This is a genomic window from Pseudoalteromonas sp. T1lg10, assembly GCF_002964545.1.
GTDB lineage: Bacteria > Pseudomonadota > Gammaproteobacteria > Enterobacterales > Alteromonadaceae > Pseudoalteromonas.
This window is the reverse complement of sequence record NZ_PQBV01000051.1, coordinates 153,018-166,801: the sequence shown is the minus strand read 5'-3', so window position 1 is coordinate 166,801 and position 13,784 is coordinate 153,018. Positions and strand designations below refer to the sequence as shown.

The 13,784-nt window shown below is 47.1% G+C and carries 11 protein-coding genes; 6 read left to right on the top strand and 5 right to left on the bottom strand.

Annotated elements, in window-relative coordinates:
* Positions 1 to 519: 519 nt before the first annotated feature.
* On the bottom strand, positions 520 to 1,095 hold the full coding sequence (locus C2M17_RS14000) for a YSC84-related protein (RefSeq protein ID WP_105201342.1): 576 nt from the start codon (positions 1,093 to 1,095) through the stop codon (positions 520 to 522).
* Positions 1,096 to 1,181: 86 nt separating this feature from the next.
* On the opposite strand from C2M17_RS14000, the gene C2M17_RS13995 reads away from it, so the two are divergent.
* From C2M17_RS13995 to C2M17_RS16140, 3 genes are read left to right on the top strand one after another with little or no spacing between them, the layout of a single operon-like run.
* The gene (locus C2M17_RS13995) at positions 1,182 to 2,393 is read left to right on the top strand and encodes a tyrosine-type recombinase/integrase (RefSeq protein ID WP_105201341.1); all 1,212 of its coding nucleotides are present in this window, start codon (positions 1,182 to 1,184) and stop codon (positions 2,391 to 2,393) included.
* 42 nt (positions 2,394 to 2,435) lie between these two features.
* Positions 2,436 to 3,020 carry a cation:proton antiporter domain-containing protein gene (locus tag C2M17_RS16145; protein WP_267894419.1) on the top strand — a complete coding sequence of 195 codons (585 nt, stop codon included), beginning with the start codon at positions 2,436 to 2,438 and terminating at the stop codon, positions 3,018 to 3,020.
* Positions 2,921 to 3,637, top strand: a complete 717-nt coding sequence (locus C2M17_RS16140; protein WP_267894418.1) for a cation:proton antiporter domain-containing protein — start codon at positions 2,921 to 2,923, stop codon at positions 3,635 to 3,637. The genes C2M17_RS16145 and C2M17_RS16140 overlap by 100 nt, the downstream gene beginning before the upstream one ends.
* On the opposite strand, the gene ydiJ is transcribed toward C2M17_RS16140, so the two are convergent.
* Positions 3,634 to 6,675: a D-2-hydroxyglutarate dehydrogenase YdiJ gene (gene ydiJ / locus C2M17_RS13985; RefSeq protein ID WP_105201340.1), complete on the bottom strand. Its 3,042-nt coding sequence runs from the start codon at positions 6,673 to 6,675 to the stop codon at positions 3,634 to 3,636. The genes C2M17_RS16140 and ydiJ overlap by 4 nt on opposite strands.
* A 357-nt stretch (positions 6,676 to 7,032) precedes the next feature.
* Here ydiJ and C2M17_RS13980 point away from each other — a divergent pair, with 357 nt between their 5' ends.
* Positions 7,033 to 7,245, top strand: a complete 213-nt coding sequence (locus C2M17_RS13980; RefSeq protein WP_105201339.1) for a PGPGW domain-containing protein — start codon at positions 7,033 to 7,035, stop codon at positions 7,243 to 7,245.
* 42 nt (positions 7,246 to 7,287) lie between these two features.
* Here the strand turns inward: C2M17_RS13980 and ppsA are convergent, their stop codons facing one another.
* Entirely contained in the window at positions 7,288 to 9,666 is a 2,379-nt protein-coding gene (gene ppsA, locus C2M17_RS13975) for a phosphoenolpyruvate synthase (RefSeq protein WP_105201680.1), read from the bottom strand.
* 147 nt (positions 9,667 to 9,813) lie between these two features.
* Here ppsA and ppsR point away from each other — a divergent pair, with 147 nt between their 5' ends.
* The gene (ppsR, locus tag C2M17_RS13970) at positions 9,814 to 10,623 is read left to right on the top strand and encodes a posphoenolpyruvate synthetase regulatory kinase/phosphorylase PpsR (protein ID WP_105201338.1); all 810 of its coding nucleotides are present in this window, start codon (positions 9,814 to 9,816) and stop codon (positions 10,621 to 10,623) included.
* 51 nt (positions 10,624 to 10,674) lie between these two features.
* Here the strand turns inward: ppsR and C2M17_RS13965 are convergent, their stop codons facing one another.
* Complete coding sequence (locus C2M17_RS13965) at positions 10,675 to 12,024, bottom strand: class II 3-deoxy-7-phosphoheptulonate synthase (RefSeq protein WP_105201337.1); 1,350 nt, start codon at positions 12,022 to 12,024, stop codon at positions 10,675 to 10,677.
* 181 nt (positions 12,025 to 12,205) lie between these two features.
* Positions 12,206 to 12,667: a low molecular weight protein-tyrosine-phosphatase gene (locus tag C2M17_RS13960; RefSeq protein WP_105201336.1), complete on the bottom strand. Its 462-nt coding sequence runs from the start codon at positions 12,665 to 12,667 to the stop codon at positions 12,206 to 12,208.
* A 196-nt stretch (positions 12,668 to 12,863) separates the two neighbouring features.
* On the opposite strand from C2M17_RS13960, the gene C2M17_RS13955 reads away from it, so the two are divergent.
* On the top strand, positions 12,864 to 13,736 hold the full coding sequence (locus C2M17_RS13955) for a DNA replication terminus site-binding protein (protein WP_105201335.1): 873 nt from the start codon (positions 12,864 to 12,866) through the stop codon (positions 13,734 to 13,736).
* The last annotated feature ends 48 nt before the right edge of the window (positions 13,737 to 13,784 follow it).

The following is a 13,784-nucleotide window of genomic DNA, read 5'->3' as shown; positions in this document are numbered from 1 at the left end:
CTACCAGCTAGTTAGCGGTTAAAAGGTCTTCATAAACTAATTGCTCGTCTTGTAATCAATTATCAGCCTGTGGCTGATGAGCAAGAATCTACACGGATAGGATTGCAATAAATATCCTCTGGTTGCTTATCTATGTAAATTTTCGTCCGGCAACTTGATAAACCAACATTAAAGCAGGTACTAAATGCATCCTTAATTCTGTGAGAGATAAGATAATTAGGACGGATAAATTTCCCTTCATTTGGGTTTAGATAGAGGTAAGGCTAATTCTAAAAGGAAGAATCTCACTAAGCCCAAAAGTCTCAACCTGAGTGACCATGAGCACAACAAGAAGAAGCTTCAGTTTAATCAAAATGACCCATAAATTAGATTATGTTAAATGTTATGTGATTCTATAGAATGCGGGTAAAGTATCTGAACGGGAAGCGCTAAGGCGCTGAATGGAAAAGGATAACACAAAAAAAAGCGGCCTATTTAATCTAAAATAGACCACTTTCCAACCATAAGACTTTAAAAATGTTAGTTTAGCTCATTATCTACCCAGAATTTAGTCCCTTTTAACACTGCTTGCAAGGCTAAACCGGTTTCGGTGAGAGAATAAACTGTCACATCATCAACAATGGCTTCGGCGGTAACCGCACCACCATTGTCTTTATGTTTGGCCGCGGCATCGGCATTACCGCCAAACGCCCAACCATGATCAATAAATCGGTTTAATGCCGCTTCGGTGTGAAACACCATCACCACATTAAAATCTTTAACACCCAGGCCTAAGCCTAAACCCGCCTCGCCCATGTTCATATAGGTCCATTTTCCGGTGCGGTTATTTTTTACCACACCATAGCCGCCGCCGAAACTGGCAAACAGAACATTGACGTTGGCATTATCGAATACCGCATAACCGGCACTGGTGGCAATTTGGTTTTGCACATCGGGTTTGCGCACATACAAGGTTTTCAATGTTTCGCTGCGCATACTTTGTACCATCTCTCTTTTTGCTTGCGGACTGGCATTGCTGGAGGTGGCACAGCCGTTTAAGGTAAGCACGGCAACCGCTAATAGCATGATGTGAACAAATGAAGCTCTAATTTTCATGGAGTACCCCTTCTTTAATATCCAATACTAGACAGTATCGGACTTTGTGATAAGCTAAGACCATAAATTTTTTAGTTATTTATCTTATGCTTACCCCTTTAGTTGATACGTTCAAGCAATTGCGCTATCAAATCGCCCATCTTGAAGATGGCACCTTGAACAGCGAATATCCCGAACTAGCTTTATTTATAGACCAACAAAGCTTAAACCTTGCTGAAATTTCGAAAGATTTATCATTTATTTACCAATATTTGTATGTTTATGGCCGTAAATCCGATGCCACCTTTACCCGTTTTCGCAATGAAATAGAACGTTTTGCCCTTTGGTCCTGGCTGATCAAGGGGGCCTCTGTGCTGGCGCTAAAGCGAGAAGATATTGAGCACTACATAGATTTTGTTGTTGAACCCAGTGATGACTGGTGCTCGGACTCGGTGCAGTGGCGCTTTAAACAAAAACTGGGTCAGCGTATCGCAAATCCCAAATGGCGCCCTTTTATGGCCAAGGAAACCAAGCCGAGCCAGCAAACTCTCAATTCAACCTTCACGGCGTTGAATGTGTTTTATAAATTTGCGATTTTAGAGGAACGCTCCTTCACAAATTTTGTTCCTGTGGTTAAAAAGAACTGCCCTTACCTGGTTGTTCAATCCCAAATAAATCAACCAGATACGCTAAGCGATCTGCAATGGGAATATGTATTGCGGGTGACCGAAGAACGTTGCGAACAAGACCCGCAACTTGAGCGCAATCTTTTTGCCCTGGCCTGTTTAAAGGGTTTGTACTTACGCATCTCTGAATTATCGGAGCGCCCCAACTGGTCACCGGTTATGTCGCACTTTTGGCAAGACGCCGATGGCTTTTGGTTTTTGCGGGTCATGGGCAAGGGCAATAAGTTACGGGACGTGACACTAAGTGAAAGTTTTACTGCCTACTTAAAACGCTACCGTTTATATCGAGGCCTCAGTGCGCTGCCCCGGGTCGATGAGCCCTACCCGCTCATTCATAAATTGCGCGGCAAAGGCGGTATGACGGTTAGACAAATTCGTCGTTTGGTACAGCAAAGTTTTGATTTGGCCACCGCCGCACTTCATCACGATGGTTTTACCGAAGAGGCTGAAAAACTCATGGCGGCAACCGCGCACTGGCTGCGCCATACCGGTGCTACCCATGATGCGCAAACCCGGCCATTAAAACATTTATCTGAAGATTTGGGTCATGCTAAGTTAGCAACCACAGATCAAATTTATATTCAGACTAATATAAAAGAACGAGCTAAGTCAGGCGTTAAACGTAAGCTTTAAGCTCGCTTTAAGCATGCTTAAAGCGAACTGTGAGGATAAGCCATGGAATATTACATCGCAATCTTGTTGGCGCTGGCATTTTTTATCTACTCCATTTCATTTCGTCAGTTGGCGCGGGCCGAACTCACCGGTCCCATGTACTTTGTGCTGACCGGCATGGTGGTCGCGGCAATCTTTTTGGCGGAATTTAAAATCGGCCAACCCTTAGAACAACTCTTACCTTTGGTGGAGTTGACCTTGGCTGTAGTGTTATTTTCAGATGCGGCGAAAACCCGACTGGCCATTTTAAAACGCGCCTATAAATATCCCGTGCTGCTTTTGTTTGTTGCCCTGCCACTTACCTTCTGCGCCACCGTGCTAACCGGATACCTGCTTTTTCCAGAGATGAGTGTATTGGCCTTGGCGTTATTGGCAATTATTTTAACGCCAACCGATGCCGCCTTAAGTAAAGGGATCTTAGAAGCCAAAGCGGTGCCGTTAAAACTCCGGGAAGCCATTAATGTTGAAAGCGGATTGAACGATGGCCTGTGCGTGCCGATTTTTCTATTTCTGTTCTTGTCCTGGCAACTGGGCAGTTGGCAACCGCCAATGAAGATGCTGGAGTTTATGTTTGTGAAGTCGGGATAGCGCTTGTGGTTGCAACGTTTATCTCCTGGTCAGCAACTTACTTAATACGATACAGCGCCAGACGCCATTTTTTTGAAAAGGCCTCCAGTCCATTTTTAATTTTGTCATTGGCGATTGTCAATTACAGTGTGGCTGAAGCCTTGGGCGGCAGCGGATTTGTAGCCGCCTTTGTTGCCGGTTTGCTGTTTGACTATTTGTATCGGCCGAGTAAGGATATGCAGTTGATCGAGGAAAGCGAGCACATTGCCGAGTTCTTTTCGTATTTAATTTGGTGTTTGTTCGGCGCCTACAGTTATTCGCAGTTGCAGAGCATGGATCTAAGCTGGAGCAAGTTGGCCTTTGCCCTGATAGCCGCAACCCTGGTGCGGGTTATCCCCGTTCTATTTAGTTTAATTGTATTTAACGGGTTAAATTTTAAAGAGAAATTCACCTTGGCTTGGTTTGGTCCGCGGGGCTTGGCATCCATCGTCTTTACCTTGATGGTGTTGGACTCCGCCGACGGTTTACTCAGTGAGTTGGCGACGCTGACCATATTGACCAGCGTCTTTATTCACGGTATTACCACTCGCCCCATCGCTAATTCTTTCAGAAAAAATGGCGTAGCGAAACGAAGCTAGTGCAACACCTTGGCCAGTACTTCGATGGGATGCTGCGGTTTATATTGGGCAAAACGTTTCACCTGGCTGCGGCATGAAAAACCCGTGGCCAACAACTGAGCAGGCTCTGTGCTTTCTACCTTGGCCTTCCAACTAAGATCATACAAGGCCCTGCTGTTTTCCTGGTTTTGCAGCTCGTGGCCATAGGTGCCGGCCATACCACAACAGCCGGTGGCCTGGGGTTCAAGTTGTAATCCCAAGGCCGAGAAAATACTTTGCCACACCTTGGCGCTGTGCGGTAAGGCGGTGGTTTCACTGCAGTGGCTCAGCAATACATAGCTTGCTTGCGGCTCAAAAACTTGTTGTTTAAAGGTCTGCTCGCCAAGCCATTCATGGGCCAGCAAGACATTGAAGTCCCCTCTTTGCTCACCCAAAACCGTGTTGTATTCATCGCGATAACACAAAACCAATGAGGCATCGAGGCCCACCATGGGAATGTCCAACTCACTGACCTTTTCTAAAAAGGCAGCACTGGTTTTAGCGGTGCGGGCAAATTTATCTAAGAAGCCTTTGACATGTTGTGGCTTGCCATTGGGTTTGAAGGGTAAGATGATCGGCTTTTTGCCAAGCGCCTGGACCACCTTGGCAAAGCTCTCAACCAGTTCGGCTTCATAAAAACTGGTGAAGGGATCTTGCACGATAAGCATATAATCTCGGCGCTGCTCTTCGCTTAACCCCTCAAGTTTATTAAGGTCGTATTTCTCTAAAGTCGCGGTGCGCGTAGCCAGGTTTGGATGACTCGGGGTCGGCGTATCCACATAACCCAGAGTCTTTTTAATGGCCCATTGTACAGGGGATGATTTAACCACTGGATTGGTAATGGCCGAGAACTTAGCCAGCAATGGTGCCGTCTGTTCTATGCCGGCAACCAGATAATCTTTTAACGGGCGGTTGTATTGGCTGTAGTAAAAATTCAAAAAGCGGGCACGGAATGTCGGCACATCCACCTTAATCGGGCAGGCCGTGGTGCAGGCTTTACAGGCCAAACACTCATCCATGGACTCTTTCACTTCGTGCGAAAAGTCATACTGACCCTTGCGCTTATTCTGAGTATTGAGGAAGCGCTCCCACCAGGTTGGGCCATCTTTTTTGCTGATCACCTTTTCTTCTTCAAGCAGGTCAACGCCCTGCTCCGCCTGCAGTCGCAGCCATTCGCGCATTAATCCGGCGCGCCCTTTTGGCGAGTAACGGCGGTCGCCGGTGGCCTTGTATGAAGGACACATGGGCGAGCTGACATCATAGTTAAAGCACAGGCCGTTACCATTACAGTTCATGCTGTTGGCAAAACTATCCCGTACCTGGACATCAATTTGACGGTCGAACCAGCCGCGCTTTTTATCATCAACGCTGACCAAGCTGTCATTACTTTCAAGTGGTGTACAGATCTTGCCTGGGTTGAGCTTATTGTTTGGATCGAAGGCCGATTTAATGCGGCGCAATTCTTGAAACAGCTCGTCGCCGAAAAACGCCGGGCCGTACTCACTGCGATAACCCTTACCGTGTTCACCCCACATCAGGCCACCATACTTGGCGGTCAATGCCACCACTTGGTCGGAAATCTGGCGCAGGGTTTTTTCCTGCTCCGGATCGCACATATCCAGGGCCGGGCGCACATGTAATACACCGGCGTCGACATGGCCGAACATGCCATAGTCAAGTTGGTGACCATCAAGTAACTCACGGAATTCACTGATAAAGTCGGCAAGATTTTCCGGCGGTACTGCCGTGTCTTCGGCAAAAGCTATGGGTTTTTTCGCACCCTTGGTATTACCAAGCAAGCCAACGGATTTTTTGCGCATTGCATAGATTTTTTGAATATCGGCCACATTATTGGTGAGCTGATAGCCAATCACCCCGGCTTCTTTATTGGCAATGAGGTTATCAAGCTTGGCACACAGGGCGTCAATCTTGTCCTTCATATCCCCTTCTTGCTCGGCATTAAACTCAACCATGTTTAAGCCTTGCATTTCTTGCCCGGGTACATCCGTAATTAAGTCCGATACTGAGTGCCACACTATGTCTTCGCGGGCCAGGTTTAATACCTTGCTATCAACGGTTTCTACCGAGGTCGCCTCGGCTGCCACCAAAAATGGTGAATTGCGCAGGGCAGAGTCGAAACTGTCGTACTTAATATTGATCAGGGTTTTAAATTTGGCGATGGGCGTAATATTAAGCTTGGCTTCTGTCACTATGGCCAAGGAGCCTTCGGAGCCGGTCAGTACGCGGCCAATATCAAACTCGGTCATGGTCTCATTAAAGACATGCTCTAAGTCATAACCGGTTAAAAAGCGATTCAGTCGTGGGAATTTTTCTAAAATTAAATCGCGCTTACTGCTGGCCACATCCAATACAGTTTTGTAAACCTTGCCAACAGCGGTGTCTTGCTCGGCAATTATTTTGGCTTTTTCGACACTCACACCTTGGGTATTGAGCTCGCTGCCATCGGCAAGAAACGCCTTTAGTGCCAGGGTGTGATCGGATGTTTTACCATAAACCAGACTGCCCTGACCTGAGGCATCGGTATTGATCATTCCGCCAACTGTGGCGCGGTTACTGGTGGATAAGTCAGGTGCAAAAAAGTAGCCATAGGGGCGCAAAAAGTCGTTCAGCTGGTCTTTGATCACCCCGGCTTGAACCCGCACCCAACCTTCTTGCTCGTTAATTTCCAGAATTTCGCGCATATAGCGGGAAAGATCGATAACAATACCCGGTGTCAACGATTGGCCATTGGTGCCAGTACCGCCACCGCGTGGGCCAAAGGTTAAAGACAGAAAAGGGTCACGTGAAGCTATGTTCAGTGCCAGTTGCACGTCTTTATCGGTTTTTGGAAATACCAGGCCCTGAGGAATAGTTTGATACACACTGTTGTCGGTGGCCGCTAACAGTCGCGTGCCATAGCTGGCATCGACATCGCCACTAAAGCCTTCAGCTTTGATTGTTTTTAGGTAATGTAATACCAGCTCAGAACTGACTTGCTCAACACTTAACTTTGCTATCATGGCCTTAAACCTCAGGAACGAACGGCGCTATTATAGCATGCTGAGCCCGCTTAGAAATTGAAGAATATACAGATTGTTACAATTTGAAATCACTTTGTAGCCGGCAATGCGCTATGGTCAGTTAATGAGTAACCATACCAATTCTGTTGAGTATGTGATCAGAGATAGCGCTGGATAAATGATGTGGTAACAAGACGGAATTTTTCGTATGTAGTAATTCTCGGCTTTGGCTCCTGCGCCGCTCTACCGCCTACATCCGTGTAGGCGTACATAGATAAATTCCAACGGAGTTAGCACGATATTTAGCCCGCTAGAATGATTAGCTATTTAAGTGAATTGGTATTATTTAGGTGATGTATGAAAAAGTGGTTAATGAATGCTGCAGCGGCACTGTGTTTTTTACTGGGATTGATATTTGCCGTGGTCCCCGGGCCCTCGGTGATCTTCTTTTTAATCGGGCTGACCCTACTGGCCGTGCACTACCCCCTTGCCCGTAAATATGTGCGGGTTTGCCAAACTACCCTAACGCGAGGGTGTCGATTGCTCGACAGCAAATTGGCGAAAAAATAAAAGGGCGAAGATTTCGCCCTTTTTCTTACTCAGTTACCGAACTTAGTTCGATTTAAGCTTTTCAGCCAGGTATAGCCAGGTTTCCAATACCGTATCTGGGTTCAATGACACAGAATCGATACCTTCTTGTACTAACCAGGCAGCAAAGTCTTCGTGATCCGAAGGACCTTGACCACAGATACCTACGTACTTGCCTTTTGCCTTGGCTGTTTTAATAGCCATAGACAATAGCTTCTTGATCGCTGGGTTACGCTCGTCGAACAGGTGAGCGATAAGACCCGAGTCACGGTCAAGACCAAGCGTAAGCTGAGTTAAATCGTTTGAACCGATTGAGAAACCATCGAAGTACTCAAGGAATTCATCGGCAAGTAGCGCGTTTGAAGGCAGCTCACACATCATGATCACTTTCAAACCGTTTTCGCCACGCTTAAGGCCTTGCTCTTCAAGAAGCTCAATAACCTTTTTACCTTCTTCAAGGGTACGTACGAACGGGATCATGATTTCAACATTGGTCAAGTCCATGTCATTGCGAACACGCTTGATGGCTTCACACTCAAGGGCGAAACACTCGCGGAAGTCTTCACTGATATAACGAGAAGCACCACGGAAACCAATCATTGGGTTTTCTTCTTCCGGCTCGTATTGCTGACCGCCAACCAGGTTGGCATATTCATTCGATTTGAAGTCAGACATACGGACGATCACACGCTCTGGAGCGAACGCACAACCTAGCGTGGCGATACCTTCAACCAGTTTGGCGATGTAGAATTCACGCGGCGACTCGTAACCGGCGATGATCTCTTTAATTTCTGCCTGAAGTTCAGGAGATTGAGCATCAAAGTTAAGAAGCGCTTTAGGGTGAACACCGATCATACGGTTGATGATGAACTCAAGACGAGCCAGACCAACACCGGCGTGAGGTAAACGGGCGAAATCGAATGCACGATCTGGGTTACCCACGTTCATCATGATCTTAAGTGGTAGAGCAGGCATTTCATCAACACGTGAAGTCAGTACTTCATACTCAAGCTGACCTTCATAGATGAAACCTGTGTCACCTTCGGCACAGGAAACAGTCACTTCCTGATCCGCTTTGATAAGGTCGGTGGCGTTACCACAACCTACTACCGCAGGAATACCTAGCTCACGGGCGATGATGGCCGCGTGACAAGTACGACCGCCACGGTTGGTAACGATTGCAGCGGCGCGCTTCATGATAGGTTCCCAATCAGGGTCGGTCATGTCGGTTACCAGGATATCGCCGTGTTGTACCTTGTCCATCTCGTCGATAGAGTTAAGTACACGTACCACGCCAGAACCGATTTTGTGACCGATAGCACGGCCTTCGGCTACAACGCTTGACGTTTGCTTAAGCTGGAAACGCTCCATCACGTTCGCATCTTCGTTTGAACGTACTGTTTCTGGACGAGCCTGTACTATGTAAAGCTTGCCGTCGTTACCGTCTTTTGCCCACTCGATGTCCATTGGACGACCGTAATGCTTTTCGATGATAACCGCTTGCTTGGCAAGGTCCATTACTTCTTCATCTGTGATAGAGAAGCTATTGGCTTGCTCAGGAGCTACGTCAACAATTTCAACCTGCTTGCCGTGTTCCTGGTCTTGTGAGTAAACCATTTGAATGGCTTTAGAACCAATGTTACGACGAACAACGGCTGGTTTACCTTTGGCTAGAGTACCTTTGTGAACATAGAATTCATCCGGGTTTACCGCGCCTTGCACAACCATTTCACCAAGACCGAAGCTTGATGTTACAAATACTACGTCTTCGAAACCTGACTCGGTGTCGATGCTGAACATTACGCCTGAAGAGGCCATGTCAGAGCGAACCATGCGCTGGATACCGGCAGATAGTGCTACACCTTTATGGTCGTAACCCTGGTGTACGCGGTAAGAGATGGCGCGGTCATTAAATAGAGAGGCAAAAACGTGTTTGATAGCAACCATTACGGCATCGATGCCGCGCACGTTTAAGAAGGTTTCTTGTTGTCCGGCGAATGATGCGTCTGGCATGTCTTCGGCGGTGGCAGAGGAACGTACTGCAAAGGATACGTCATGTGCTGGGTCAGCGTGTAGTTGGCCGTAGGCCTCGCGGATAGCCTGGTCCAATGAAGCTTGGAATGGCGTGTCGATGATCCACTGACGGATTTCGGCACCAACTTTGGCCAATTCATTGACATCTTCAACGTCTAGTTTGTCTAACACGTCGTAGATGCGAGCATTCAATCCAGATTGCTCAAGAAACTCGTTAAATGCGTATGATGTCGTTGCAAAACCACCCGGTACTTGGACACCGGCGTTGGCTAGGTTTGAAATCATTTCACCGAGAGAGGCGTTTTTGCCTCCAACTCTCGGCACATCTTGCATACCAAGCTCTTGATACCAGAGAACGTATTCTTGCACGGAACTTTCTCCAAAAAACATATTGTAAGTTTGGTCATCAAAACAATGACCTTTTAAATGAGGCGCTAACATTCTACACTGGCAAACACTGATGCGTAAACCGTAGCCTTACGGTTTATCAGGTTATTACATAAAAAAAGGACGCTTATGCGCAACGCATTTTATATTTCTGACGGCACCGCAATTACCGCTGAGGTCTTTGGTAATGCGACTTTGTCCCTCTTTCCAATGGAATTTGAACACACCACAATTCCCTTTGTTGAAACCAGAGAAAAAGCCTTAGAAGTTAAGGCGCAAATTGAGCAGGCAGCGGCCAAAAGCAATGAAAAACCGATTGTTTTCTTCACTTTTGTGAATCCAGAGCTCAGCGAAATCATCCTTGCGAGCAATGCCGTGTGCTATGACTTTATCAGCACCTTCAGCAGTCAATTGCAAAACGAATTGGGCGTTGAACCCGTGCCTAAGGTGCATCGTACTCACAGTATTCACGAGCAAAGTTACGACTTCCGTATCGCAGCGGTAAACTATGCCCTGGCCAACGACGATGGCGCCAATATCAAGGACTACCAGCAGGCGGATGTCATCCTGGTGGGAGTGAGCCGCAGCGGTAAAACACCAACCAGTTTATATTTGGCCCTGCAATACGGCATTAAGGCGGCCAACTATCCTTTAACGCCGGATGATCTGGACTCAGGCGAGTTGCCAAAATCTTTACAGCCATACAAAAACAAATTGTTTGGTTTAACCATTTCACCCGAACGCCTTGCCGCTATACGTAATGAGCGCATGGCCAATTCAAGATATGCATCTTTGCGCCAGTGTCGTATCGAAATCCGTGAAGTGGAAATGCTGTATAAGCGTTTTCGTATCCCCCACTACAATTCCACGCATCATTCGGTGGAGGAGATGTCAGCCAAGATTATGGCTGAGACCGGACTGCAGCGCAGGAAATATTAAAAACTATCGAATAAAAAAAAGCGCCCAAGGGCGCTTTTTTTTTTACTCGTCTTATTTGCGGGCGTCTTTTAGTAAGTCTGCAACCAGGAAGCCGAGCTCCAGTACCTGATCGGCATTCAGGCGTGGGTCGCACTGGGTGCGGTAACGCTGGGCCAAATCCTCATCGGAAAGACCATAAGCGCCTCCTGTGCATTCGGTCACGTGCTGGCCGGTCATTTCTAAATGTACACCGCCGGCGTGTGAGCCTTCGGCCTTATGTACGGCGAAAAACTGACTGATCTCACGTAGGATATTATCGAAGCTGCGAGTTTTATAACCCGAGCTGGCTTTTTCGGTATTGCCGTGCATGGGATCTGAGCTCCAAATCACTTTTCGCCCTTCTTGCTGTACGCGGCGTACCAGTGCTGGAAGTTTCTGTGGCAGCACATCGGCACCCATGCGGGTGATAAGGGTTAAGCGCCCTGGAATATTGTCCGGGTTTACCGCATCAATCAGTTCAATCAGCTCGTCCGGGCTCATGCCTGGGCCAACCTTAACACCTATGGGGTTTTTAATGCCGCGGAAGAACTCGATATGGGCGTGATCAAGCTGACGCGTACGTTCGCCAATCCACACAAAGTGCGCCGAGCAATCGTACCAGTCGCCAGATAGGTGATCACGGCGTGTCAGCGCCTGCTCATAACCCAACAAGAGTGCTTCATGAGAGGTATATAAAGAGGTTTCCGTTAACGATGGCGCATTGGTGGAGTTAATGCCACAGACTTCCATAAATTCGAGCGCGTCCTGAATGCGATCGGCAACCTCTTGATATTTATCTTTTAAGGGGTTGGCGGCAACGAAGCTCATATTCCAGCGGTTTACCTGATGTAAGTCGGCAAGACCACCTTGGGCAAAGGCACGCAATAGGTTAAGCGTTGACGCACTATGGTGATAGGCCTTCATTAACCTTTGCGGATCGGGCACGCGCGCCTGCTCGGTAAATTCAGAGCTATTGATAATGTCGCCGCGATACGAAGGCAGGCTGACGCCGTCGAAGGTTTCGAAATCACTGGAACGCGGCTTGGCAAACTGCCCCGCCATACGTGCGATTTTTACTACCGGGCATTTACCACCATAGGTTAGTACCACCGCCATTTGCAGCAGGGTTTTAAAGGTATCGCGGATATTAGCGGCGCTAAAGTCAGCAAATGACTCGGCACAATCGCCACCTTGCAATAAAAAGGCGCGGCCTTCGCACACATCCTCAAGTTGCTTAAACAGGCTACGTGTTTCTTCGGCAAACACCAAAGGCGGTGCACTGTTTAGCTCACTTTCAACATTGGCTAAGACACTTTGATCCGGGTATGTGGGTTGCTGGACTATGGGGAAATCCCTCCAGCTATTTGGACTCCAAGGTTTCACTTTACAATTTTCCTCATTCCTAATTGTACCTCACTCACGAAAGTACCGAATGGCGGGCGCTAGCGCAAGGGTAAAAGGGGCCGATGGAGGAAATAAAGTATCCTACTTTTGTCGCGGTAGACTTTTATGTAGGTTGAACACATCATACTTATTGTGACAAACAGGCGACCTCAGCAATACCTTATCTCTTGTCCAATTCATTAAACAGGGAATCAATGGCCGTTTCGCACATGGCGATTACAGTGTCGAAACCTGCATGGCCACCATAATATGGGTCAGGAACCTGGGTTAATTCAGGGTCGGGATGGTAATCGAGCAGACGCTTGATCATTGCTGTTGCATCGACGGGTTGCATGGCCAGCACATCCCGGTAATTTTGTTCATCCATGGTGAGAATTAAATCTTGTTCATAGAAATCATCTTGGCTAAGTCTTTGTGCGGTTAGTCGTGATAGATCATATCCATGTCGCGCTCCATGTGAAATTGCCCGCTCGTCCGGATGCTCACCAACATGATAGCCAGAAGTCCCAGAGCTGCTGAATTCGATATAAGTTAAGCCCTGCTCCACTGCTCGCTTTATGGCAATTGCATGAGCGGTTGGCGAGCGGCAAATATTGCCTAAACAGACGAACATGATCTTCATAGGTTTTTCATCCTGCTTTTATGAACTCACTTAACTTTAGTGCCAGTTGGGTAAGAGTAAAGCAACATTAATGAACACATCATACTGCAATCAAACTCTAAATAACCTCAGCATTTTTATATGTTTCTATATCTTGTTAAACAGGTAAGTAACGAGCTAAACTAGCAAGATATTGTATGATGTGTTCTTTATTACTATGAGCAGTGTAAAACTACAGCTTCGCAGCATTTACGACCTGACGCAGGAGTATTTGCAGGATTTTACTCAGTTATTGGCACAGACCCAGTATCGCCAGGCGAGCTATTTTCAATTGCCCTTGCCAACACCTGAGCAAGAGCGAAACCCTTTAGCCGCAATTTCTGTGCAAGGCCATCGAGGTGATACGGCGCTGACACAAATTAAAAACAGCTTTTTAGATTTTCACAAAGACGGTGAACTCAGCGGGAAATTAGCTAAACGTCATCCGGGTATCGTCTTATTACCGCGAGCTTCTTTCGCTACTTTTGAGCCTTATCTGTTAAAAATCAACGAGCTTAAAACTGAGTTTAAGCAAAAGGTGCTGACCTTAGATAATAATGACGCCCGCTTCGATGCGGTTCACAGTGCCGTGCCCGGATTAATGACACTGGCATTTTATCGCCATATCCATTTTGAAGCTCACTCTCCCTACTCGGTGCGTTTTACCTGGATGCAAAAACATTCCACCAAATCTCTTACCCGTAAGTTAGCACTTACTATGTTAGAGCGAAGCAGTGCTTATTCTAATCCACGCATGATAGATCAACAGCAGTGGCAAATCTTAGTTGAGCAAGAAAAACGTAAGGTTGCGAGTTTAGCTGAAAACGAAAAGTTACGTATTCGTCGGCCTATAAGGGTCACGCCCGAAGTAAATGTGCGCTTCGCCGATAACCGCCGTTATCATGTTAGCGGTGCTTTGCCCTTTATCGTGTTTGACGACAATCCGGAGATTAAACTTGGGGAACTCAAAGATTACCAACCTAAGGAAGATCCGCGAAAACGTGACTATGAATACCTGGTTGAGCGACTGTACTTAGCAAAAAGTGAGTAAGTACTCACATCAAATTCACCCGTATTCGTTATGTTAAAAAGCCCACAA